General features: G+C 56.6%; 20 protein-coding genes and 3 pseudogenes. 8 read left to right on the top strand and 15 right to left on the bottom strand.

Annotated features, from left to right (window positions below):
• Positions 1-100 precede the first annotated feature (100 nt).
• Positions 101-1,045 (bottom strand): aliphatic sulfonate ABC transporter substrate-binding protein, encoded by a 945-nt coding sequence (locus tag F0169_RS10145; RefSeq protein WP_152746425.1) that lies wholly within the window; start codon positions 1,043-1,045, stop codon positions 101-103.
• A gap of 277 nt (positions 1,046-1,322) precedes the next feature.
• On the opposite strand from F0169_RS10145, the gene F0169_RS10150 reads away from it, so the two are divergent.
• Complete coding sequence (locus F0169_RS10150; RefSeq protein WP_122249897.1) at positions 1,323-2,675, top strand: Fic family protein; 1,353 nt, start codon at positions 1,323-1,325, stop codon at positions 2,673-2,675.
• 62 nt (positions 2,676-2,737) lie between these two features.
• Here F0169_RS10150 and F0169_RS10155 read toward each other — a convergent pair whose 3' ends face one another.
• The 7 genes and pseudogenes from F0169_RS10155 to F0169_RS10185 form a co-directional block, all read right to left on the bottom strand.
• On the bottom strand, positions 2,738-3,685 hold the full coding sequence (locus F0169_RS10155) for a D-isomer specific 2-hydroxyacid dehydrogenase family protein (RefSeq protein ID WP_058413442.1): 948 nt from the start codon (positions 3,683-3,685) through the stop codon (positions 2,738-2,740).
• Entirely contained in the window at positions 3,682-4,860 is a 1,179-nt protein-coding gene (locus F0169_RS10160) for an acyl-CoA dehydrogenase family protein (protein WP_152746426.1), read from the bottom strand. Before F0169_RS10160 ends, F0169_RS10155 begins: the two co-directional genes overlap by 4 nt.
• Positions 4,857-6,206: an LLM class flavin-dependent oxidoreductase gene (locus F0169_RS10165; RefSeq protein WP_152746427.1), complete on the bottom strand. Its 1,350-nt coding sequence runs from the start codon at positions 6,204-6,206 to the stop codon at positions 4,857-4,859. The genes F0169_RS10160 and F0169_RS10165 overlap by 4 nt, the downstream gene beginning before the upstream one ends.
• 30 nt (positions 6,207-6,236) lie before the next feature.
• Positions 6,237-7,212: pseudogene (locus tag F0169_RS10170) on the bottom strand (ABC transporter substrate-binding protein).
• Between the two features lie 258 nt (positions 7,213-7,470).
• A complete protein-coding gene (locus F0169_RS10175) occupies positions 7,471-7,977 on the bottom strand; it encodes a GNAT family N-acetyltransferase (protein ID WP_058413438.1) in 507 nt (168 codons plus the stop codon).
• A 186-nt stretch (positions 7,978-8,163) separates the two neighbouring features.
• Positions 8,164-9,746, bottom strand: a pseudogene (locus tag F0169_RS10180) (rhodanese-related sulfurtransferase).
• Positions 9,743-10,354, bottom strand: a complete 612-nt coding sequence (locus F0169_RS10185) for a cysteine dioxygenase family protein (RefSeq protein ID WP_152746428.1) — start codon at positions 10,352-10,354, stop codon at positions 9,743-9,745. The pseudogene F0169_RS10180 and the gene F0169_RS10185 overlap by 4 nt, the downstream one beginning before the upstream one ends.
• A gap of 226 nt (positions 10,355-10,580) precedes the next feature.
• Between F0169_RS10185 and F0169_RS10190 the strand changes: the two genes are divergently transcribed.
• Both F0169_RS10190 and F0169_RS10195 read left to right on the top strand, forming a co-directional pair.
• A complete protein-coding gene (locus F0169_RS10190) occupies positions 10,581-11,486 on the top strand; it encodes a LysR family transcriptional regulator (protein ID WP_152746429.1) in 906 nt (301 codons plus the stop codon).
• A gap of 121 nt (positions 11,487-11,607) precedes the next feature.
• Positions 11,608-12,402: a class II aldolase/adducin family protein gene (locus F0169_RS10195; protein ID WP_152746430.1), complete on the top strand. Its 795-nt coding sequence runs from the start codon at positions 11,608-11,610 to the stop codon at positions 12,400-12,402.
• Between the two features lie 221 nt (positions 12,403-12,623).
• Here F0169_RS10195 and F0169_RS10200 read toward each other — a convergent pair whose 3' ends face one another.
• The 4 genes from F0169_RS10200 to F0169_RS10215 all read right to left on the bottom strand — a co-directional run bounded on the left by F0169_RS10200 (position 12,624) and on the right by F0169_RS10215 (position 17,093).
• The gene (locus tag F0169_RS10200; RefSeq protein ID WP_152746431.1) at positions 12,624-13,706 is read right to left on the bottom strand and encodes an LLM class flavin-dependent oxidoreductase; all 1,083 of its coding nucleotides are present in this window, start codon (positions 13,704-13,706) and stop codon (positions 12,624-12,626) included.
• A 309-nt stretch (positions 13,707-14,015) separates the two neighbouring features.
• A complete protein-coding gene (locus F0169_RS10205) occupies positions 14,016-14,918 on the bottom strand; it encodes a DMT family transporter (RefSeq protein ID WP_152746432.1) in 903 nt (300 codons plus the stop codon).
• Between the two features lie 26 nt (positions 14,919-14,944).
• Positions 14,945-15,238: a D-alanine--D-alanine ligase family protein gene (locus F0169_RS28380; protein ID WP_152746433.1), complete on the bottom strand. Its 294-nt coding sequence runs from the start codon at positions 15,236-15,238 to the stop codon at positions 14,945-14,947.
• A gap of 442 nt (positions 15,239-15,680) precedes the next feature.
• Positions 15,681-17,093, bottom strand: coding sequence for an aminotransferase-like domain-containing protein (locus tag F0169_RS10215; RefSeq protein WP_058413432.1), 1,413 nt, complete (start codon positions 17,091-17,093; stop codon positions 15,681-15,683).
• Between the two features lie 157 nt (positions 17,094-17,250).
• Here F0169_RS10215 and F0169_RS10220 point away from each other — a divergent pair, with 157 nt between their 5' ends.
• The 5 genes from F0169_RS10220 to F0169_RS10240 all read left to right on the top strand — a co-directional run bounded on the left by F0169_RS10220 (position 17,251) and on the right by F0169_RS10240 (position 21,427).
• Positions 17,251-17,415, top strand: coding sequence for a rubredoxin (locus F0169_RS10220; protein WP_152746434.1), 165 nt, complete (start codon positions 17,251-17,253; stop codon positions 17,413-17,415).
• Positions 17,416-17,442: 27 nt separating this feature from the next.
• Positions 17,443-18,312, top strand: coding sequence for a sugar phosphate isomerase/epimerase family protein (locus F0169_RS10225; RefSeq protein ID WP_058413431.1), 870 nt, complete (start codon positions 17,443-17,445; stop codon positions 18,310-18,312).
• A gap of 68 nt (positions 18,313-18,380) precedes the next feature.
• Positions 18,381-19,013 (top strand): LysE family translocator, encoded by a 633-nt coding sequence (locus F0169_RS10230; RefSeq protein ID WP_152746435.1) that lies wholly within the window; start codon positions 18,381-18,383, stop codon positions 19,011-19,013.
• Positions 19,014-19,090: 77 nt separating this feature from the next.
• A complete protein-coding gene (locus tag F0169_RS10235) occupies positions 19,091-20,149 on the top strand; it encodes a diguanylate cyclase (protein WP_152746436.1) in 1,059 nt (352 codons plus the stop codon).
• Between the two features lie 48 nt (positions 20,150-20,197).
• Positions 20,198-21,427 (top strand): M20/M25/M40 family metallo-hydrolase, encoded by a 1,230-nt coding sequence (locus tag F0169_RS10240; protein WP_152746437.1) that lies wholly within the window; start codon positions 20,198-20,200, stop codon positions 21,425-21,427.
• A gap of 90 nt (positions 21,428-21,517) precedes the next feature.
• Here the strand turns inward: F0169_RS10240 and F0169_RS10245 are convergent, their stop codons facing one another.
• From F0169_RS10245 to F0169_RS10265, 3 genes and pseudogenes are all read right to left on the bottom strand, one after another.
• A complete protein-coding gene (locus F0169_RS10245) occupies positions 21,518-21,937 on the bottom strand; it encodes a hypothetical protein (protein ID WP_152746438.1) in 420 nt (139 codons plus the stop codon).
• A 1,386-nt stretch (positions 21,938-23,323) separates the two neighbouring features.
• Positions 23,324-23,668, bottom strand: a complete 345-nt coding sequence (locus F0169_RS10260) for a contact-dependent growth inhibition system immunity protein (RefSeq protein ID WP_152746439.1) — start codon at positions 23,666-23,668, stop codon at positions 23,324-23,326.
• A pseudogene (locus F0169_RS10265) lies at positions 23,665-24,435 on the bottom strand (RHS repeat-associated core domain-containing protein); the annotation flags it as partial. The gene F0169_RS10260 and the pseudogene F0169_RS10265, both read right to left, overlap by 4 nt.

Genomic DNA, 24,435 nt, shown 5'->3' on the forward strand with positions numbered 1-24,435 from the left:
GGGGCTTGCTCCCGATAGCTGAGTTTCAGTCGATGCATAAGCTGACTGACACACCGCCATCGGGAGCAAGCCCCCTCCCACAGTTTGAAGCTGGCAGGCATCAAGGCTTCCAGGTGTCTACATCCTTGGCGTCGACCGCCTTGGGCAACAGCCCGGCCTTGAAAAACGCATCGGCAATCTTCTGCTGTTCGCCCAACTGATCAATCGTCACCGGCTGCACCTGATAACTGCGGTGCGCGTTGGCGGCCTCAACCGTGGCCACGTCCAGGTTGCCCCACAGCGGGCCGAGCACTTTTGCCGCGTCCTGCGGGTGGGTTTTGACCCACTGGCCCGCCTTTTCCAGTTGCTCATACACGCGCTTCAACACGTCGGGATGCGCCTTGGCGTACGGCGTTCCGGTCAGGTAATAGCGTTTGTAACTGGCCAGCCCAACGCCATCGGCCAGTGTGCGCGTTGGCAGTTGCCGCTGCACGCTGGTGAGGAAGGGTTCCCAGGTGACCCAGGCGGCAACCTTGTTGTTTTCGAACGCCGCGCGACCGTCAGCCGGCGACAAGTAGGCGGGCTCTACGTCCGAGAACGCCAGGCCGGCTTTGGCCAGCGCAGCAATCAGCAAATAGTGAGTGCCGGCGGCCTTGGTCACGGCGATTTTCTTGCCTTTCAAATCCGCCAATTGCTGAATCGGCGAGTCCTTGCGCACCACAATGGCTTGGGCTGAAGGCGAGGGCGCCTCTTGGGCGAAGTAAGTCAGTTTGGCTTGCGCCGCCTGCGCGAAGATCGGCACGGTGTCGGCCACGTCGGCGCTAATATCCACATTGCCCACGTTCAGCGCTTCGAGCAGCGGCAGGCCACTGGGGAACTCGTGCCAGCTTACGTCGATATTGTCGGCCTTGAGGGCTTTTTCCAGGGTGCCTTGGGTTTTTAGCAGAGTGATCAGGGTTGAGGATTTCTGGTAACCGATACGCACGGTTTGCTGGGCCTCGGCACTCACGGCAACGGAAAAGGCCAGTAGCCCGATGAGCATGGCGAGGGGACGACGAATAGACATGGCGCGCTCGATCTTCAACGAAATATACCCAATCTTAAGGTTCTAAAAACCATTCAATAAATACTCTTTCGATCTGAGCTTAAGGCGCTTTTTAGCTCGCTGCCTCCCTTGCTTTGGCGCACCCGGTCGTGAATGGCGAGCTTCTCGCAAGCGCTGTGCGTCAGTTGTGAGAGGCGGTTCAGGCGTCGCATCAGTGCGATACCTGTTTTCTTGGGCCTTGACACTCTGAAGCGCACGCGTAAGGATCAACTCAATTTTTGAAAATTGAGTTTCAACGATGGCTAAAATCCACAAGCCCACCGATTTCGGTGTGCTGCTAAAACAGCATGGCTTAAAGATTTTTGAGCTGGCAAGCACCTATAAAGCTGTTGATGACAAAGGCAGATATCTGCATTGGGATGAATTCAGAAGACACCCCGCGCCGGGTGTCAATAAAGAGGCCGCATGGGCTGCGACCAAAATGTCTCGGTCCTATGGAAGTAAGACCCTTGAACTTCGAAGTGAGTGTGATAATCCGTTTTTATTGTACATGACCGATTTTTGTAGTGCGGTTATTCACGGCATTGAGTTAGTGGCGTCAAGATTGGGTGTAGAGGCCGAATCCTCTAACAAGCAGCGTGATGATAATAAGTATCTGGTCGACTCCTTGATGATGGAAGAGGCGATATCCAGTGCGCAGTTAGAAGGGGCTGCAACGACGCGTGAGATTGCAAAGGATATGTTAGCTAAGGAGCGCGCGCCTCAAAATGATGACGAGCGCATGATTCTTAATAATTATCAGCTTATGAAAAGCGCCAAGTACAATAAGGGTGAGCGTCTTTCTATCGATCTGATCTGTGAGTTTCATAGCATAGCGACGGCGGGGATAAACGAAGAAAATGTTCATCCGGGTCAGGTCAGAGACGCTGATGATATTTTTGTTGGCGGGGCAGGTGATGAAGTTATTCACCAGCCTCCCCAAGCCGCGTTGCTGCCGGCGCGACTGGAAGCGCTATGCCTTTTTGCCAATGACAGGCACGATGGGCAGGATGGGCGGGCCTTTATACATCCGGTGGTAAAGGCGATTATTTTGCATTTCATGATTGGCTACGAGCATCCTTTCAGGGATGGTAACGGTCGGACCGCGCGCTGCTTGTTTTATTGGTTTATGCTCAAAAGCGGTTATTGGTCTTTTGAATATATTTCAATAAGTACTCTACTAAAACAAGCCCCTGTGCAGTACGCGCGCTCGTATGTTTATACTGAGACTGATTCGTTTGATTTGACTTATTTCGTGATTTATCAGTTGCGGATTATCGAGCGCGCAATTAATGAGTTCATGGATTATTTCGAATATAAAAGAGAAGAAGCTGAGGCGTTGGTGGTGTGGCTGGACGCCTTGCGTCTAAAAGATAATTTTAATTATCGGCAAGCTCACTTCTTGAAAAAAGTGCTCGCCCATCCAGGGCGCATTTTCACGCCCAAGGAACTCACCCACGACTATGATATTTCGGAGAATACCGCGCGTAAGGACTTGGAGAAATTGGTCGGTATGAAGGCGTTAATCAAAGTCCAGGAAGGCAAAGGCTTCTTGTATTTGGCCAGAGACGATGCTGAGGCCAACTTGAAAAATTTGGCTTCTGCAGGTTAGACGGCGTTCAAACCGGTTTATCTGTGGCGAGCGGGCTGTTGCGGCAAGCCCGCTCTCCACAGTTACCGGTTGGCAATGTTTTGCAGCTCCGAGCCGCTTACATAGCGCTGCAGATTCGCCACAAACGTATCGGCAATCTCTTGCCGGCTGTTGGTGGAAATCGCCGAGGTGTGCGGTGACAAGCGCACGCGTGGATGGCTGTACAACGGGTGCCCGTCCGGCAACGGTTCCGGCTCGGTCACGTCGAGCGAAGCCAGGCCGACCTGGCCGCTGTCGAGCGCTTCCAGCAGCGCCGCCTGATCAAGCAAACCACCGCGCGCAATGTTAATCAGGTGCAGCCCCGGCTTGGCGCTGCCGAGCACGTCACGGTTGATGATATGCCGCGTGGCCTCGGTCAGCGGCGCCGCGAGTACCAGGTGGTCGGCGCGGGCAAACAGGTCGTGGATGTCCCGCGCGGCCTCCACGCCGGCCACCTCAAACGGCGTTTGGCTGTGGCGCAGCGCGACCACATGAATGCCCAGCGCCTGGGCCTTTTGCGCCAGGCGTTGGCCAATTGCACCAAAGCCGAGAATCCCCAGCGTGGTGCCCTTGAGCGGTCTTAGCGCAGTGAAATTCCACTCGGCGTTATTCACCCAGATGTCCGGCAGGTGCTTGGCTGCGGCAAAGATCGCCGCCAGCGCGAACTCGGCCAAGTTGTCGGCGGCGCTGCCACGCGAGGTGGTGACCGGCGGGCCGTTGAACAGCCATTGCGGGTAAAAGTCGATGCCCGACGACACCAGGTGCACCCACTGCGCGCCATACGGCCAGCCGGGCGGTGGCGTGTGCGGTGCGCTGTAGCCACGCACATTGATCGGGCGCAGCAGCAGAATATTCGCCTGCGGCGGCAGGTCGCTCGGTACGCCAACCGGCACGCCGATCACCTGCGCTTCGGGATACAGTGGCGCCAGCCGTGCGCGGATGACCTGATTGTAATCTTCGTCCAACTGGCTGGCGATAATCACCTGGCTCATGTGCGTTCCTTTTGGCGTTGGGCGAACAGCGCTTTGCCGACGCCCTGCAACACCGCATCGTTCTGTGGGGTGTGCACGCGACTGCAGAGCACGTCGCGGTAATGCCGTTGCAGCGGGCTGTGGCGCGACAGGCCGGGGTTGCCCGAGGCCTCGATGGCCAACTCGACGGCGCGGATCGCATTGCCGGTCACCAGATACTTCAACTGCGCGGCGTTGGCGACCGGTGTGTGGCCGTCGGCAGCCGCGTCGAGCAGGCTGCGGTTGGCAAACAGCAAGGTGTCGATATGGCCGACGATCTCCTGAAAGCGGGGCAAGGTCGACAGCGCGGCGCCGAGGTTCGAGGGCGTGCGTTCTTCCAGCCAGTTCACCAGCCAATCGCGCGCGGCCTGTGCCACGGCGTCATACACCGAGGACAACAACACCGACATCCACAGCAAACCATCGCCATCCAGCTCCGGTTGCGGTGCGCTCCACGGGCTGACGCTGACCGCGTGGTCCAGCGGCACCAGCACGTTGTCGAACACCACTTCATGGCTGCACGTGGCGCGCATGCCCAAGTGGTCCCAGGTGTCGATGATGCTCACGCCGGGGCTGTTTTTCGGCACCAGCCAGGCGCCTACCAGCGGGTCCTCATCGTTGCTGCGCGCCCACACGCTGAACCAGCTCAGGCCATGGCTGCCGGTGGAATAAATTTTGCGCCCGCTGATGCGCCAGCCCTCGGCGGTGCGCACTGCGGTGGTCGCCGGCAAGCCGCCGCGGGCCGGTGTGCCGAGGTCGGGTTCGACGCGCAAGGCGTTGATCAGCGCGCCGTTGCGCACTGCGTCTTCGGCCACTTGCACGCGCAGGTGCTGCGGCCAGGTTTTGCTGTCTTGCAGGCGCGTGTGTTGCAGGTACTGCATCACCAGAATCAGCGCAGTGGAAGGCTCGCCCTTGGCAATCGCGCTGATGGCCTTGCGCGCCCTTGGCAAGCTGGCACCGCCGCCGCCGAGGGCCTTGGGCACGGTGAGCGCGACCAGGCCGTGGTCATGCAGCCGCTTGAAGTTTTCGTGGGGGAAGGCGCCGCTCTCGTCATACACGTGAGCGGTGCCGGCCAGCTCACCACTAAGGCGTTCCAGCAACGCTTCGAAGTTGGCGACTTCGACCGAGCGCAAGGAGGGTTGCGAGGATAGGCTCATGCCAGCGCCTCCACCTGTTCTTCGACCTCGGCGGCGACGCTGTAACGGTTGGCCGGCACTTGCAGTTCAAGGTTATCGCGCAGGGTGTGGCCGCTGTACTCGCTGCGAAACAGCCCGCGTTGCTGCAACACCGGCACCACCCATTCGGTGAAGTACTGCAAGCCGTCCGGCAACACCGAGTTGATGATGAAACCATCGCTGGCGCCGGTCTCGAACCAGGCCTGCAGCGTATCGGCGACCTGTTCCGGGGTACCGACAAAATCACGCTTGGGCCGCGAAAAACGCAGCGCCACTTCGCGCAGCGTCAGGCCTTCGTCACGGGCCAATTGCTTGATGCGGTCAGAGCCGCCTTTTTGGCTGTTGGAGCCGAGGTCGCCGAGCTCCGGGAACGCCTCATCCAGCGGATATTGGCTGAAATCATGGTCATTGAAGGGCCGGCCGAGGGCGACAATCGCGTCTTCGATGGTCACCAGGTCCACGGCCTGCTGATAGCGGCTTTCCACTTCGGCGGCGTCACGCCCGACAATCGGGCGAATACCCGGCAGGATCGACAGGCTGTCGGCGTCACGGCCAAAGCCTTGGGCGCGGCGTTTCAGGTCTTGGGTGTAGGCCAGGCCTTCTTCAATGCTCTCGACGTGCACAAAGATTGCGTCGGCGTTTTGCGCGGCAAAGTTACGCCCGTCTTCGGAAGTGCCGGCCTGAAAAATCACCGGCTGGCCCTGGCGTGAGCGCGCGATATTCAAGGGGCCTTTTACCGAGAAAAACTCGCCTTTGTGGTTCAGCGCATGCAGCTTGCCCGGGGCGAAAAACTCGCCGCTGTGCTTGTTGTAGGTAAAGGCGTCGTCTTCCCAGGAGTCCCACAGGGCTTTAAAGGTGTCTACGTGTTCCTTGGCGATGCGGTAGCGCACGGCATGCGGTGGGTGCTCGGCCTTGCTGAAGTTATCGGCGGTGCCGCTCAGCCACGACGTGACCACGTTCCAGCCGGCGCGGCCGCCGCTGATATGGTCCAGCGACGCGAACTGGCGCGCCACCTGGTAGGGCTCGGTGTAGCTGACGGTCACGGTGGCGACCAGGCCGATATGGGTGGTCAACGCGGCCAGCGCCGAGAGGATAGTCAGCGGCTCGAACCGGTTGAGGTAGTGCGGGCTGGACTTGGCGTGGATATGCAGGCTGTCGGCAATGAAAACGAAGTCGAACTTGGCCGCCTCGGCCAGTTCAGTCTGCTGCTTGTAGAACGCAAAATCAGTACTGGCATTCGGCAGCGCCTGTGGGTGGCGCCATTCGCCCCAGCCGTGGCCGACTCCGTGGACCATGGCACCGAGTTTCAATTGACGTGGCTTGCTCATGTTCTGCTCCTTGTGGCGCGATGCTTTTTATCAGCGCGATGCTTGGGAAAGTGGCACACGCTTGGCGTTGAAACTCTTGTCGAAGCCCTGCGACACGTCGATGTGTTGGGTAATCAGGCCTTCTTTTTGATAAGTGTCGGCAGTGGCTTGCAGGCCGCTGATCACGCTGTCGTCGATCATCACCGGGGTCAGGTGTGTGGCCTTGGCCACCTCGACGTGCACCGCCAACGGCAGGCGGGTGATCTTCGCCTGAGCGGCGGCGTACTCATTGGGGGTGGGTGTTGGCCCAGGCGTAAGCGCGGTCGACGCGGGCGACAAAGTCGTCCAGTTGCGGGCGCTTATCGGCGATGGCCTGGCGGGTGGCCGCGAGGTACAGGTGGTTGCTCAACAGTTGGTTGCCGCTGATCAGCACGCGGGCCTGGCTTTGCGAGGTGACCACGGTGGTGTAGGGGTCCCAGGTGGCCCACGCGTCGACGGTGCCGTTATCCAGCACCAGGCGTGATTCGCTGGGCAGCAGGAAAATGAACTGCACGTCCTGGGTCGTCAGGCCCGCGCTGGCCAGCGCCTTGATCGCCAGGTAATGGCCGATAGAGCCGCGCCCGGTGACGATTTTTTTGCCCTTGAGGTCGGCCACCGTCTGGATCGGCGAGCCTTTGGGCACCAGCAGCGCGGTGGTGTTGCGCCCCTCGGCGTGGATGATGCTGACCACCTTGAGCGCAGCGCCAGCACCGAGGGCGAACACGTACGGCGCATCGCCGAGCGCGCCGACATCCACGGCGCCGGCATTCAAAGCTTCGCCCAGTGGCGAGGCGGAGGGGAACTCCGACCACTGGATTTGATAGGGCAGGTTTTTGGTTTCGCCGGAGACTTCCAGCAGCGCCTTGATGGTGGATTTCTGGTTGGCCACCCGCAGCGGCTGCAGGTCGGCGGCATGGGCCGTGGTGATCAGGCTAAGGGCGAGCGTGGTGCCCAGGAGCAGGCGTTTGAAGGGAGTGGCAAAGACCATGAGATGCGGGCTCCAGGCAGATCAATAAAGGGGTTTGCTACCTCCGCCTGGAGAAGGGGTCGGTGAGGGTGTTAACGTTATGCCTATAAAAAGTGGCTGTGAAGTTCTTTTTGGTTATATGTTAATTATTAAAATAATTGATTATATTATTGTTTATTATTTTGATACTGCATTTTGTGAGGTTGGCTGTGGAGAGTCGCTGTAAAGAGCAACTGTAGCGAGCGGGCTCGCCAAAATTTACCGCATGCATCGCAAAACCTAATCAGGGGCAAACCAAGCCATGGTGATATCGGCAATGAAGGTGCCGTCTGGCAGCAGGACTCGCTTTTGCAAACGTCCTTCCTCAACAAAGCCGAACTTTTCATAGAGGCGTCGGGCACGCAAGTTGGTTTCACGTACGCGTAGTTCGATCTTGACCAGGCCGGGCTGAGCGCTGGCCCATTCCAGAAGGGCGGTCATCAGCGCGTGTCCCACACCCTGCCCCAGGTTGTTGGGGTGCACAACGATGGTCAGGCTTACTACGTGAGCGAGTGCCTCAAGCCCAAAACGCTCTAGCAAGGCATGACCCACCACCAGGCCATTTCGCTCGGCCACCAGATACAAACCGTCACGATTCAGTGCGTCGATTTTATTCTCAAAGGATTGACGGCTGAACTCACTCGGACGCGATATCAGTAGCCCAGGCGTCCGAGCGGTTTCGCGCTCTGCGTTGCACAGTACGACTGCATCCGTTATCAACGCAGTTCGAATGGCAAGGTCGTTCAAGCTTTACCTCCTGATTAACGGTAGTCATGTCAACTTTGTAGAAGGCTCAATTACTCTTAATTCAGGGCACTAACTGCGTCAATCAAAAAGCCCATCTATGCAGCCACAACGGTGTAATTTCACTGGCCCTTTGTATCGGCAAACAAATCCCCATGTTCTATGGATTAAGCCTGCGAGCCTCCTCACTCAAATCACATAGAAACCATGCGTGCCGTCGCGGGCCAATTGGGCGACCAGGCCATATTCCCAATCCAGGTAAGCCTGCATAGCCTCCCTGGGACTGTCGGTGCCTTCGTAAGGTCGGCGGTAGCGATCAATACGCGGTGAAGCCAAATGCGTTTCGCCTTCTTCGAGCGGCAACTGCGCATTGATCCAGCCAGCCGTGCCGTCTTGCAGCAGAAAAACTTGCTTGCCGGTAATGGCTTCGACTTCGGCCACCGCCCAGCGCGCCAGTTGGCTGCTGCCGCAGGTGAGTACATAACGCTGGGCAGACGGCACGTTGGCCAACGCCTCGGGCAGTTGCGCGCGCAAGGCCCACCAGGCGCCGGGGATGTGGCGTTTGACGTAATTGGCGCTGGCGGTGAAATCCAGCACCACGGTGTCGCCATGTTCCAGCCATTCGGCGAGGGTCTGCGGGCTGATCAATTCGGCCTGCGGTGGCGCGGGAACCGGCGCCACCCAAGTGCCCTGTTGGCTGAAGTGCTCCGCGTCCAGGCCATCCAGTACCTGCACGTCCCAGCCCAGTTGGGCCAGCCAGGACGCGGACATGTTGGCGCGCACGCCGTCATCATCCACCAGCACCAACCGCGCGCCGCGCACGCTGGCGACGTGGTCGGTTTCCTGCACCAACTGGCCGCCCGGCGTTGAGCGCGCGCCCGGCACGTGGCCGGCTTCGAATTCTTCCGGGGTGCGCACGTCGAACAGGTAGGTGGTGCGGCCCGGTTCCGACTGCCAGCGTTGCAGGTCGGCCAGGCTGGCACGGCCGACGCTGGCGTGTCGGCCACGCGGCGTGCAGCCTCAGCGGCGAGCTGGCGATGTTCTTCGGCGGTCGGCGCAAAGCGTCGCGATTGGCCATGCGCGAGCTTCTGCCCGGCCAGGGTCCAGCCGATGGTGCCGTTGCGCAAGGCCGACACCGGGTTGGCCACGCCCGCGTTGATCAGCGACTGGGTGCCGATAATGCTGCGGGTACGCCCTGCACAATTGACGATGATTCGGGTGGCCGGGTCCGGCGCCAGTTCACGCGCGCGCAACACCAACTCGGCACCGGGCACGCTGATGCCGGTGGGAATGCTCATGGTCTGGTATTCGTCGAAGCGGCGGGCGTCGAGCACCACCACATCGGCCTGGCTGTCGAGCAACGCTTGCACGTCTTCGGCGGCCAGGGACGGCGTATGGCGCTCGCTCTCGACCAGTTCACCAAAGGCTTTGCTCGGCACGTTCACATCGATAAACAGCTCGCCACCGGCGCGGCGCCACCCTTCAAGGCCACCGTCGAGCAGGCCGACGCGGGTGTAGCCCAGCGCAACCAGGCGCTCGGCGGCGCGACTGGCCAGCCCTTCACCGTTGTCGTAAACGGTGATGTGGGTATCGCGGCGCGGAATGCGCGAATACACCTCCAGTTCGAGCTTGGACAGCGGGATATTCGCAGCGAACAGCGGGTGAGCCTCGGCAAACGGCGCTTCCTCACGCACGTCCACCAATGCGACTTCTTCATGGGCCAACAGGGCCTGGCGAATCTGGGCGAAGCTGCGGTTCGATACGCGGGTCATAGGGCAGGGCTCTTTTCTTTGGACAAATCCCAGATGTTCGGGAGGTAGGCGTTGGAATAACCGGAGATAAACAGTTTTTCGCTGCCGTCGGGCTGGTACACCGCGCGGCGCACGGCACCGATATTGGCGCCATACACATGAATGCTGATGGACACCTGGTCGCTGTGCGCATTGCTGACCTGATGGATGTCGCCGACCTTGGGCGACACCGCCTCGACTTGGCCGGGCACCAACTGAATCGGTTGGCCTTCGGCGACGAGGCTGCCGCCCGGTGCGCGTTCAAAACCTTGCGAAAGCTCCGCGCCGCGCAACATGCCAATCAGCCCCCACACCCGATGGTCATGAATCGGCGTGCGTTGCCCCGGCCCCCAGACAAAACTGACGACGCTGAAGCGCTGGCGCGAGTCGGCATGCAGCAAAAATTGCTGGTAGCGCTCGGGGTCGGGTTGCGCGTATTCGTCGGGCAGCCAGTCATCGTGGCTCACCAGTTGCGCCAATAGCTTGCCGCCACGGTGCAACAGGTCGCCTTCGCGTGGGTTGCCGTCGATCAATTCCGCCAGGGCGCCTATAAAGGCTCTGAGTCGTTCGGGGTGTCGGGCCTGAGTCATGGCAATTCCATCAGATAACGTAACGGGTGTGGATTGATCGGTTTATCTAAGCATAATGTTTATATTTAATATGCTATTTTTTAATGATTAGCTTATAGCCGAAGGTAATTTAGAACCGCGCTGAATAGCGTTAGACGTTATCGATCACAGCGCGGGCTATTCAGATAGCGTTGCTACAACTATGCTTGGCGCACATCTTAATGACTGTTCTCTATGCGCGGCCAAAATGAAAATTGATGATATCGATGCCTTTGTCGAAGTGATTCGTTGCCAGTCCATCAGCCATGCCGCCGAGTCGTTGCAACTGACCCAGCCGGCCATTACCCGCCGCGTGCAGAACTTTGAGCAGGCATTGGGTGTGGAGCTGTTTGACCGCAACACTAAGCCGCTCAAGCCCACGCTGATCGGCACCCGGGTTTATGAGCAATGCCGGTTGATCCTGCGCGAGATGGATGCGCTGCGTGAACTGGTGGCCACCGATGCGCCGCCCACCGGCTTGCTGCGCCTGGGTGTGCCGCAGACCATTGGCGACGTGGTGCTGCTGGATGCGCTCAAGCACCTGCGCACGCAATACCCCGACCTGCGTGCCCAGGTCGCCACGGGCTGGGGCAGCCAATTGGTCGGCAAGATCGAACGCGGCGAGCTGGATGCGGCCGCGGCGCTGTTCCCGGCGGGCAAGATCTTCCCGGACAACATCGTTGGCGAGTCCATCGGCAAGATGGAATTGGTGGTGGTGTGCGCCAAGGCGCAACTGCCGAAGAAGCCCTGCAAGCTCGCGGATGTGTACCAGAACGGCTGGGTTCTGAACCCGGATGGTTGCGGTTTTCGCGCGGGTTTGCAGCGCACCTTGTCCGACCAGGGCCTGGTCCTGCGGGTTAACCTGGAAACCTTCGGTACCGAGCTGCAGTTGGGGCTGGTGGCCGACGGCTTGGGCTTGGGCCTGGTGCCCCGTCCTTTATTGGAGCGCAGCGCGCATCGCGAACAATTGGCGGTCATGCCGCTCAAGGACTTCAAGCCGGTGATGGACCTGTGGCTGATCTACCCGCATTTTCTCGGCAACCTGCAAGGGCCGGTGGATGCATTTGGCAAGTGGGTGACGGACGCCCTGCAGAAGGTTCGTAGCGCGGCCTGATTTGGGGAAGGTCAGTATGAAAAAAAATAATAATTAGCTTAGATTAAAATGTGCTTTTTATTATTTTTGGCCATCCCCTAGGCTGACTGGAAGTCCTTAAGGCCATCCAGGAAGTTTTGCCATGAGCAGCGTCACCTCCCTATCCAGCGTTTCCAGCAACGTCCGTCAGCGTGTCACTCCACAAGAGTGGGAGGTGCGCGTCAAACTGGCCGCCGCCTATCGACTGGCGGCCTTGTACAAGTGGACTGACCACATCTACACCCACTTCTCCGCCCGTGTGCCGGGGCCGGACGAGCATTTTCTGATCAACGCCTTTGGGCTATTGTTTGATGAAATCAGCGCCTCCAATCTGGTCAAGGTCGACCTCGACGGCACTATCGTCGACGACCCTACCGGCCTGGGCATCAATTACGCAGGCTACGTGATCCACAGCGCCATTCATGCGGCCCGCCACGACTTGCAAGCGGTGCTGCACACGCACACCCGTGACGGTATTGCGGTGTCGGCGCAGAAGGACGGCTTGTTGCCGATCTCTCAGCATTCGATTGGTTTTTCCGGGCGCGTGGCGTACCACGGTTATGAAGGCGTGGCGTTGGACCTGGACGAGCGTGAGCGGCTGGTCGCGGACTTGGGCGACAAGAGCGTGATGATCTTGCGTAACCATGGTTTGTTGACGGCGGGCGTGAGTGTGGAGCATGCGTTTCAGCAACTGCAGGGGCTGGAGCGTGCGTGCAACATTCAGATTGCGGCGCAGGCGGCGGGGAATGCGGAATTGGTGTTCCCGCCGGCCGAGGTTGTGGCCAAGGTCGAGAAGCAGGCTGAGGTGTTTAAAGCAGGTGATGGGCCAGGGGTCGCGCGGCATTGGAATGCGTTGATCAGGCAGTTGGAGCGCACCGATACGGACTACAAAAACTGACCCTGAGTCCGTAGCAGATCCAAAGGTGAGAGGAGCCTTGTGTGGGGGCCTTGTGAGAGGAGCCTTGTGAGAGGGAGGGCTTTTGTGAGATTGGCCTTTTGTGAGATTGGCTTTTTGTGGGAGGGGGCTTGCTCCCGATTGCAGTGTGTCAGGCGCCACCTGTATGCCTGATGCACCGCTATCGGGAGCAAGCCCCCTCCCACATGGGTTTCAAGGTGTGGTTAAGCGACTTTTTTGGCCTGCTCGCGTTCTGCAACCAGTTGTCGCGTAAGCGGGATCAGTCGCTTGCCGTAATCAATCGCATCATTGAGCGGGTCAAAGCCGCGAATCAGGAAGGTGGTAATCCCCAAGTCGTAGTAATCCAACAATGCCTCTGCGACCTGCTCGGCGGTGCCCACCAACGCAGTTGAATTGCCTTGCGCCCCGAGCAACCCGGCAATCCCGGTCCACAAGCGCTTATCCAGCCGCGACCCTTGCGCCGCTGCCGCCAGTAACCGGCGCGAGCCTTCGTTCGGCGGTTCACGCTTTACAAAGCCATTCTTCTCGGCCAACTGCGTGGCCTGCTGCAAAATGCTCTCGGCGCGTGCCCAGGCCAGTTCTTCGGTCTCGGCGAGGATCGGCCGCAACGACAAACTGAAACGAATCGTACGCCCATGCTTGGCCGCTTCTGCGCGCACTTGGGTGACGACTTCGCGCACCTGTTCGTAGGTTTCACCCCACAGCGCATACACGTCGGCATGCTTGCCCGCCACCGCAATTGCCGCCGCTGAAGAACCGCCGAAGTACAGCGGAATATGCGGCTGTTGCGGTGACTTCACGGTCGAGTGCGCGCCTTCGACTTGGTAGTAGGTGCCAGAGAAATCGAAGGGCTGCTCACGGGTCCATTCCTGGCGGACCACGCTGAGGTATTCGTCGGTTCGCGCGTAGCGTTCGTCCTTGCCGATGTAGCTGCCGTCGGCGCGCAGTTCGCGGTCATCGCCACCGGTGATGATGTGCACCGCGGTGCGCCCGCCGTTGAATACATCCAGCGTGGTGAACTGGCGTGCGGCCAGCGTGGGCTGGGCGAAACCCGGGCGGTGGGCAATCAGAAACTGCAGCTTTTGGGTCACGCTGGCGGCGTGCGAGGCAATCAGCGTGCTGTCCGGGCTATTGGAATGGAAGGCCACCAGGGCGCGGTCGAAGCCGGCCTCTTCGTGGGCGCGGGCCACGGTTTCAACGTAGTCCGGTTGCAGGGTCGGGCCGCTGCGCGGGTGGATCTCGGAAGCGTGGTGGCCGCCAATGTAGCCGATGAATTCAATGCTCATGGTCTGTCCTTGTCGAGTACGTGATTAACACCTCCGCCAGGCAAGGGGTCGGTTATTCACGTCAAAACTAGGGGCTGTGGCCGGGTCTGTAAAATGCCGATTGGTTCTATCCTAATTATTAAAATGTAGAATCATAAAACGTCATTAATATCAGCAATGTGTATTTTGTCGTTGCCGCGCCATCGCAGATCGGCAGCACCTTGAGGGCGATGATCGAATCTGGGAGGGCGGGTGAGCACTCGGTTGCAACGGGTGATGATCTGTGTGTGCAGCGCAAATTCTTTCCTCACCGGGTCGAGGTAGAAACGTTCACCGATCCCCTGATTTTTTCCCAACTTGAGTTCCGATGATGACCATGATCAACCCCAAAACAATGAAGACAGACGCCACCACAAGAATAAGGTCTAAACGCTCTCCCGCTCGGACCTCCTGGATGATAAGCACAGACACCGGAACAAATAATGAGGCCATGCTTGAACGAATCAAGTCCACACGTGAAACGATATAAAACCACAACGTAAAGCCTACTACGGAGGCGCCTAAACTTACGTAGATTAAGGCAAAAAGACTTTCAAATCCCACCTCAAAGACAATTTGACCGTCGACATAAAAAGCCAAGGCAATCAGTCCAATTGAACCAAATGTCATCTGCCATGCGGTGATGCAAATCATATCCTTTCGAGCAAGTCGGGATTTCAATATCACACTAGAGACAGACCAGGATAGCGATGATCCAATCAACAGAAGAATACCAATTCCACTGCCGTAAAAAAAGCTGGGAATCGATATTAAAAGTATGCCTAAGCAGGCAAAAGCCAACCCGAAAAATTTAAAGATTGAAAGTCGTTCGCTTAAAAAATACCAACCTAATAGGCTAGTCCAAACAGGCGTTGAATAAATTAAAATCGCTGCCTTGGACAATCCGACCTCGATCATTCCGTAGGAGGCAAGAGAAAACATCATCGTTGTTTGGAAAATGCCGACCAGTAAAATAAAAAACCATTCCTGCAGTGTGTATCGGGCATGGCGAGACCCCAAAAATATCAGTAAATGCATCACTAAAGCAGCTATCAAAAAGCGAAGTGCAGAAAAAGAGAACGGAGTAGATTTATCCAGGCCGCTCATCGTGAAAAACCAACCGATCACCCAAATGAACACCAATAAGCATAGCGATAGATTTATAAGCGCATTAGCTTGGCTGAGACGTTTCATCAGAGCACCTCGATGTAAAAAATCACTTAAACGCGGATGTGCGAGCTGCCGATTATTTTGCGGATCATTTCATCATAATGTATGCCTGCCAGAAGGCATGCTTTTACGAAAACACTCTGAGTGTTCAGGCCTGGCAATGTGTTTATTTCAAGCAGGTAAGGAGTGTCGTCTCTTATAATAAAATCAAACCTCGCATAACGCTCCAGCTTTAGAGTTGCGCGCATCGTGTTTACATTTGCTCGGATCAAGTCAGGTACGTGTGCAGATAGACTGTTGGTAACGTCATATAGTTTTTCTGTAAGTAAGGGTTTGATCGTCATAATTTTTAGTGCTGTAAATTTTAACGTTCATGCACGTGTCCTTATTTAGGAGATTGCAAAAATGTCAGCGGTACAACTCACGATGAAATTAAATCTATGCCTGTCTTTAAAAATAAATAAGTCAGCCGATTCTGATAAACAGGTAGTCTAATTCTGATGCTTGACCAACACGCTTGCTGCCGTAAAGCGTCGACTCAGTTGAGGCGAACCAGTCCAAGGCCCTTGGCCATGTGATGGAGCAAATGTTTGTACAGCTTGGTGGTGGGATGGAGAGTTCCGTATTGATCAGCGTGTTATCGCGCTGGCGAAAGACATCAATGGATCGGGCGTTTGGGGAACGGGAGGGCTGTACAGAGCCGAATCCGCGCCCGTAAGCCTCCAGTTTGTTTGTCTGGGATCATCGGTAACGCTATGCGCAGGTCGCTGGTCAATCACCGCAGGCTCAAGCGCCGCGCACTGCTTTGAGTAGCAGCGCTTCAAAGACCCGCTGCACCCGTGGCTCATCACTGTGCGCCACATTAAAGCGCATCGAGTTGAGGTGGGCAGGGTCGTAGCCGAACAATGCGCCCGGCGCCAGCACCATGCTGCGTTTAAGCGCTTCTTGGGCGAGCAGTTCGCCGTTCACCTTGGCGGGCAGTCGCGCCCAGATGAACATCCCGCCTTCATAGGCCATCGGCAGTTCGCAGCCGCAACGCTTAAGCCATTGCTCAACGCGGCCTCCAGCTTCCATCAAGCGTTGCACCATGCGCTTGCGGTGTTTGGCGTAGCTGCCTTCGCTGAGCATGCGGTACACGAGTTGCTCGAACAGCTCCGAGGTCACGCCGCCGCTCATCAATTTCATGTTGGTCAGGTTGGCTGCCAGTTGCGGCGCGGCCACCACGTAGCTGACGCGGGTGTTGGCGCTGAGGATTTTCGAGAAGCCCGAGAGGTAGGTCACCTGGTCCAGACCGGCGAGGGCGGCCAGGCGTGGCGGCGGGTTGGGGTGCAGGTCGCCGTAGAGGTCATCCTCGACGATATGGCAGTGGTATTGCCGGGTCAGTTGCAGCAGGCGAAACGCTTGACTGGGGCTGAAAGAATGGCCGGTGGGGTTATGCAGCACGCTGGTGGTCAGGTACAGGCTGGGGCGGTGCTCGGCCAGCAATTCCTCAAGCGCGGTAAAGTCGAAGCCGTCGGGGCGGCGTTGCACAGTCACGACCTTGACGCCGTGCAAGGCAAGGTTGGCGTGGAAGTTGAAGTAGCACGGTGCGTCCAGCAGCACGGTGTCGCCGGGGCGCGCGAGCAGGCGCATGAGCATGTCCAGGCCTTGCACGGTGTTGGGTGTGGTGATGATTTGTTCCACCGGCACCGACAAGCCGTCCGCGTGAAGTTTTTGTTGCAGGGCCTGACGCAACGGCAGTAACCCGGCCGGTGTGCCCAGCCCGGCGATACGCAACGACGGCGCGCGCACCACGCTGCGCAGGGTTTGGCGAATCGCTTCGGCATTCAGCCATTCCTCCGGCAAATGCCCGCCACCGGGGCGCAGGTCGCCGACAGCATTGACCAATGGGCGGCGCAATACGCTGAGCAGGTCTTGGGGCAGCAGGTCGACCCACGTGACGGGCGCCGGGCGGGCAGTGTCCATCGCCACAAAGTAGCCGCGGCCTTGGCTGGAGGTCAGCAGGTTGCGACCGCGCAGGCGGTCCAGCGCTTCGTTGAGGGTGAATTTGCTGACGCCCAGGGTTTCGGTCAATTCGCGCACCGAGGGCAACTTGCTGCCGGGTGCCCATTCGCCGCTCTCGATGGCCTGGCTGAACGCCTCGACGATCTGCTGAACCTTGGGCGTGCCCTCTACAAAATCAACGCCGGATACAAACATAAACCTTCCTTGTCTTTGCCGGTGATTTTACCGGTGAAGTTAGGCCGGATTAAGCATCACTTTACCTGCCTTGTGCAATGTCGCTCACCTAGACTGCGCGCCATCTCGCCAGGAATTGGCGAATTTCTTACAGGCGAGCAATGGATTTCGCATTCTCATGAAGACTTATATGTGCGCACCCTGCGGTTTTATGTACGTGGAAGAATTGGGCATTCCTGAAGATGGAATCCCGGCAGGCACCCCCTGGGAGGAGGTGCCTGAAGATTGGAGATGTCCGGATTGCGGCGTGACCAAGGCCGACTTCATGGCCATTGAACTTTAAAGCGTCATCAACGAAAGGAATCGATTAATGGAAAGCAAGCTGATCAATGCCACCGTGCCGTTCTGTACCGGTGTGGCCCATCAGAAATACCTGGGCGCCGAATTGGGCCTGCGAACCGCCGTTGAAGGGAGTTGCACCCACTGGTACATCGACGGCAGCCTGTTCGGCGAAATGGTCGACGACTGGACCGAGGCGCGCATCGTCAGCCTGCAGGAACAGATCGCGGCCACCGGCGTAAAGCCGGTATTCCACGGCAACTTCAAGGCGCCGCTTGGCAGTGACGTCGAGGCTTTCCGTGCGGCAGCCGTGCAGTACGTGAAGAAAGAAATCGACATCGCCAGCCGTCTGGGCGCGCCGTTGATCATCCACGGTGGCTGCATCGTCGAGCCGAAAATGGTGCTGATGGCGAAGAAGGTAGCCCTGGAGCATTACCTCAAGTCGGTACAGGAACTGGCGAGTTACGCCGAGGCCAAGGGCACCGATATTTACTTGGAGAACCTGTCCAATTACGTCAACTATCGGCCGTTTCACTACATCTTCACGCATGAGGCGGAATACGCCTTTGTGTTCGAGCGCCTGCAGGCGCACAGCAATGTGTATTTCTTCCTCGATGCGGGCCACGCCAATATCGAAAACGGCCTGCCGGCCGAGGTGGTGCGTAAATACCACCACCTGATCAAGGGCATCTCCTTCAGCAACAACAATGGCGTGCAAGACCAGCATTTCGGTATTCACGACGGCAACTGCGACTACGCCGACGTGATGCAGGCCATCGTCGAAACCAACTGGAAAGGCTTGGTGGCGTTCGAAACCCGCAATCAAACCGCCAAGGCGGCGCTGGCTGACCTGGCGCTGATGTACCGCGAATCCCTGACGACCGAAATCGCGGTCGCCTGATGGGGCCGGGGCGGGCGCTTGCGTGCTCCGCCCCGTTGTTGTTTCTTAAAACCCAAGGTCTCGGACACATGACAAGTGCGTTAACGCTTTCTTCGTTCCTCTACTTTCTGCTGTTTTGCGCCACCATGACCTTCAGCCCCGGCCCGATGACCCTGCTCCTGCTGAGCCTGGGCTTGAAAGACGGCCTGCGCAGCTCGATTCCCGCGCAGATCGGCGCCAGTGTGTCGTACCTGATTTCGATCCTGATCTTTGCCGTGGGCTTTTCGGAATTGATCAAGGGCAACCTCGCTATCACTCAGGCCATCCAGTTCGTTGGTGTGGCCTACATTCTCTACCTCGCTTACAAGCAGTGGACCAGCAGCGGCGTGGCGATCAACAAGGCCGGCGCCGCAGAGGGCTCGCGCAGCCTGTTCGGCAAGGGCTTGTTGACCGGGTTTTCCAACCCCAAGACCATCATTATGTTCAGCGCGGTATTCCCGCAGTTTGCAGGAGCAGGGGAGCACAGCTCATCGGCGGATATTGCCATCCTCGGCGTGACCTTTCTGCTGCTGCAGTTCGCCAGCGGTTGCCTGTACTGCTATTTCGGCCAGCGCATCAAGCACGTGCTGGAAAACCCCAAGCGCCGGGTGTTGATGCAGCGCGTCACGGCGGTGCTGTTGCTGGGTGTGGCATTGATGTTGGCGCGGGGTTTTTCGCACTGAGCAGGCTTATGAGTGGTAGTGGCGATTCGCCGCTGCCCTGATAGACTCCAGGCATTCATCGAGGATTACACCCGACTATGTCAGCCGCCGGAGGAAATGGACTTCCGCTCGCTTCACGGTTGTATAAATCGCGCACCTTTGGGCTAACGCTCGGCTTTGTGTGTGTGGCATTTGGCATGTACCCCTTGAACCCGCCGTGGTGGGTGTGGGCGTTGATGCTGACCAACGCCTTTATCTGGCCGCACCTCGCCTATCAAGTGTCACGCCGCGCGAGTAATTCACTGCGCAGCGAACGCCGTAATTTGATGTTCGATTCTTTTTGCGGCGGTTTCTGGGTCGGCGCCATGTACTTCAACCCATTGCCCAGCGTGACCACGTTGTCGATGATGAGCATGAACAACGTCGCCATCGGCGGGCCGCGTTTCATGCTCGCCGGTTGGGTGGCGCATGCCTTGGGCATCGGCGTTTCCCTGCTGTTGTTCACTCCAGCGTTTGTCGCCGTCACCAACCAGGCCCAACTCTACGCCTGCCTGCCGATCCTGATGCTGTACCCCTTGGTTCTGGGCTGGATCTGCTACCGCCAAGCCGAAACCCTGGCCCGGCACAAGCGCGAGCTATTGGCGTTGAGCCGCACCGACAGCCTGTCCGGCCTGCTCAATCACGGTGCCTGGAAAGACCACTTGGAAGTCGAGTTCCAACGCTGCCGCCGCGAACAGCAGGGCGCGGCCATCGCGCTGATCGACATCGACCATTTCAAAGTGATCAACGACACCTACGGCCATGTGGCCGGCGATAGGGTGCTGCGCCAACTCAGCAAAGTGCTGCGCCAGAACCTGCGCGCCACTGACTTGGCGGGGCGCTACGGTGGCGATGAGTTTTGCGTGATCCTGCCGGGCATGCCGCTCAACAGCGCCACCGAAGTGATGGACGCCCTGCGTGATCGCTTCAATGCATTGGCGTATGCTCAAGACCCCTCGTTGCGCGCCAGTTTGAGCATCGGCCTGGCGCCGTATCAACCCGCGCATGCCGACGCCACGAGCTGGCTAAACGACGCAGACCTTGCGTTATATGAAGCCAAAAGCAGTGGGCGTAACCGGGTCAGTTCAGCGCATGGCAGTTGGTTGCGGTCGGTTTAGTGGGGTAGGGTGTCGCAGCACCTCCCAACAAAAAACAAGGATCGGTCCATGCTCTTCACCTTCTCCCGTACGCTCTTGGCCGCCACCCTGGCCTTGTCCTTTGCCGTGCCGGCCTACAGCGCCGAACCGCATAAGCAAATCCAGGCTGACGCCGAACAGTACAAGGCCCCCGCGCTGAAACTGCTTGAACGCCTGGTGAATATCGATTCGGGTTCCGGCTACGCGCCGGGCTTGACGCAAGTGCGCGACATCGCGGTGGATGAGTTAAAACAGCTGGGTTTCAGCATCGAGCAAGTGCCGGACGCGGCCGCCAATAGCAGCCATGTGATCGCCACCCTCAAAGGCACCGGCAAGGCCAAAATCCTGCTGATGGCGCACATGGACACCGTGTTCAAGGAAGGCTCCGCCGCCGAGCGCCCGTTCCATATCAAGGACGGCCGCGCCTATGGCCCCGGCGTGATGGATGACAAGGGCGGCATCGTCGCCGGCATCTACGCGCTCAAAGTCCTGAAAAACCAAGGCTTCAAGGACTACGCACAAATTACCTTCCTGCTCGACGCCAGCGAAGAAACCGGCTCCGAAGCGGCCTCTGAACTGATCCGCAAAACCGCCAAAGGCCACGACGTCACCTTGAACCTGGAACCCGGCCGCCCAGCCGACGGCCTGGTGGTATGGCGCAAAGGCAGCGCCACCGCCGTGGTCGAAGTCAAAGGCAAAGCTGCCCACGCCGGCGTCGCCCCGGAACTCGGACGCAACGCCGCGATGGAAGCCGCGCACCAGATTCTGCAACTGGGCAAACTCGGCGACGAAGAGAAAAAAACCACCATCAACTTTACCGTGCTCAAGGCCGGCGACCGCGTCAACGTCATCCCCGACCAAGCCACCGCCAAAGCCGACGTTCGCGCCGCGTTGCCCGAAGAGTTTGACCGTATCGAAAAAGACCTGGCACGCGTATCGGCCAACAAGTTGATCCCCGACACCGAAGTGAAAACCAGCCTGCTACGCGGCTTGCCACCCATGCCGCAGACGCCGGAGTCGGACAAACTGGTCGCGATTGCCCAAGGGATCTACGGCGAGTTGGGGCGTAAGTTGACCATTGAAGGCAGTGGCGGGGCCGCGGATGCAAGCCTGTCGGCCGGGGTCGGCACGCCAACGCTGGATGGCTTCGGGATTGTCGGCGGCAACATACACACCCCAGAGGAATACGCCGAAGTGGAGAGTGTGGCACCGCGTATCTACCTGCTCAGCCGAATGATCATGGAGCTGTCCAAACGCTGATCACGCCCTTACGACTGACGCGCTCCCTGGGGCGAGCGCGTTGTTGTACCAAGAGGGCTGTTGTGGGTATTCATTGAGGAAAGTGCTTTTTTACCATGTCGATGAGTCTTCAAGACCGGCTTTTTGAAGGTCGTCTTTCCACCCCTCGTTGGCGAGCTGGTAAATGTCGGCAAAGAAACCACGAGGATTTGCTATTTGTGTTTCGTCCCAAGCCATTGTTGAATATTCCTCCGGATCGTCCTCAAAGTAAGACTGAAAATTGAAATTTTCGGTACTTAATGCGAGTGCTAAGCTCTCCATTAGTTTATATCTGTGGCGATAGGAAAGCCTGTTGTACGGATCCAGGCAATATTTAAGTATGAGATTTTCTCTGTCTTTGTTGTCGTTGGGGTTGTAAAGAGCAAACTCTACCCCCTTCGTTTCTTCTCTGTCGTAAATATCAAAGACGCCCACGAAATAATACAGGTTGGCATCGAAAATTATGTGCGTGGATGATGGGTGAAAAAGCATTTTAACGCCTTGGTGAGAGTGGGGCTGAAAGTTAGCCTGTTTGTTGCGGGATTTAACTTATCGCAGCTTTTTACTAGGTTGCGTGGTCTTCGATACTGGATTTTTTAAGGTCGTCTTTCCAAGTTTTCTGAGCGAATCGGTAAACATTTTTTAAAAAACTTTAGGACTTTCCAGTTCGTACCATTCTGTCCTTGGTCATCCTGTCGCCTCTTCATTGTCTATGTCGAATAAACTTTGGAAGTCATAATTGTCGTCTACCAAGCTGTTTTTTAGGGCTTGAGTCAGAACGTACTTATGTCTGTAGGATGAGTAATCCAAATTCAATTTTTGCATGGAGCTACTTTAAGTTTTCATTTGGCTGCTGGGATTACCATGCCTGTATTTTTTAGATTTTCGAGAAGCGTCTCCATAAACCGTCTTTGGTCGATGATAAGTTCGGAAAAGTAAGTGGCCATCCTTTTGAATGCATCGTCAAAGCCATCGTTACTTGATAAATAGTATTCGATGGAAAGAATTAATCAATCTTGATCGAGTTTTGTGAAAGATAAGAATTTTGGTTTTTTCAGCTCGTCAAATAACTCGATTAATTCGTCTTTATGCGCTCCCTTTCCAAATCGTCGGTGTTCTCAATGTCGCAAGTGAAGAGTGATTCCCGGATGATTGACATTTCAGGTGATTTTTTGATGTTTGCAGCTCCTTGTAAGCAGCGTCAAGGTTGCCATTTCAGGCGTCAAGCATCGGACTTATCAATCAACACTCTTCGAGCTCGATTTGATAACGGGTGAGGCAATCAAGCAGCACTTTCATAAACTGCCTTTTGTCTAAGATTTCGTCATCGAAATAAGTATCATAAAGGTAAAATACGCAGTCGAAATTTTCGTCTGTTTCAGAAAGTGCTGAAGTGTGTCGATGTACCAATTACGCTGTTTGAGTTTGTATGAGGTGTATTCAGGCTTGGTTAGCTTTTCAAACAGTTCTGACAGTTCTTTATCGTCGTTTATGTTCTTGGAGACTATGAAGCGCTCTCTTTCAAGGTCGTCGTAGTTTTCAATGCTGTAAGTGAAAAGCAGGCTTCTTAGTATTGATAAGTCTGGGAGGTGTTTCATTTCAGAACTCCGTAAATAAAATTAAAAAGATGCGCCGGGAAACAGGCCTCACACTTTTGATAAGGAGGCTCATAATGGCATTCAAGCTTTACAATGTATCGCCTGATCCATGCCGATCAGAGAATTTTTTCGGCTGATCGGCTTGCGTTTGTTGCCACCCTTGGCATCAGCGAAGGGCTTAAAGCCGTGTCGTAATCTTTTATCTCAAATAAGCTTTGGGGGTTGTAGCTATCTTTTTCAACGTTTCTGTTTAATGTTTGAGTCAAAAAATTTTTAATGCTTAATTGTTTTTTATGTTAGCCTTTTCGGATTTTTCTCTGGCGTTCAATAAATGACTATCAAACTTGCTGACTATGTGGCGTAGCCATAATAACCCTGATTTCCATTCAAATGGGTAGTAGTAAAAGCAGTATTGTTCTTCGAGTAAGTTTTTTTGAAGATTTATTTCGTTTGTGTAGGAGGCTATTAGTTCAAGTATTTCAGTTTTTACGATGATGATCGTGTCTTCATCGGAGTCTGTTAAAAATGAGTCTATGACATTATCTGCTGTTGGGTGATCCTCTAGCCAATCTTGGTTAAAGTAGCCGCCAAAAAACTGCTGAAGCTCTGTTAGTGGGGGATTCATATCTCTATTGGGTATCCTGTTAGTAGTAGGTAGCCATTTGGCATTCTAGGTTTTCGTTTTATGACTAAAACATATTTGTAGACGGGTATTGACTTGTCGCTTCCCCTTAATAAGCTTAACCCCGTGGGCTGTTGTAAGTGCTCCCTGATTACCAAAGTTTCTTTATTTCCTCTTAGAAATTCAGATATGTTTTGGTTGTGTGTGGCTAAGCTTTTAGAAACGAGTGTTTCTGCCTCTTCCAAGGTTTTGAACGTAGATGCCGCTGGAATATGTGGTTCCGATTCTAGCCTTACGGCTAGCTGGCCGTCCGTTTGGCCTACGTGCTTACGAATTAGGTGCCCGCCTGACCTCTCATGCGAGTCCAATACAGGTGTCTTGCTTGATTGAAGGGGATCGACTTTTGAGCCGGGGCACCCTCCCACTTTGCAACTCAATCCCAGCGGATCAACCCACCCCGTAGGGTTGGGCACATACTGATACGCGTTGATCCCGCCCGCCAGCTTCACCGGGTCCGGCGTCAGGTAGCGGCCACTGTCTGGATTGTAGTAGCGATGGCGGTTGTAGTGCAGCCCGCTTTCTTGATCGAAGTATTGGCCCTGGAATCGTAGCGGGTTGTCGATTTTTTCTATGTCCAGGCGAGCGACCTTGGCCGTAGGCGCGGTAATGCGCGGACCAGACAATTTCTCCGTCAGGCGCGGTGAGTTCTTGCGGTGTGCCGAGGTGGTCGAGTTGGTAGTGGAAGGCTTTGGTTTCACTCGGACCAAAGC

The sequence above is a fragment of the Pseudomonas kitaguniensis genome, from assembly GCF_009296165.1.
GTDB classification, from domain to species: Bacteria; Pseudomonadota; Gammaproteobacteria; order Pseudomonadales; family Pseudomonadaceae; genus Aquipseudomonas; species Aquipseudomonas kitaguniensis.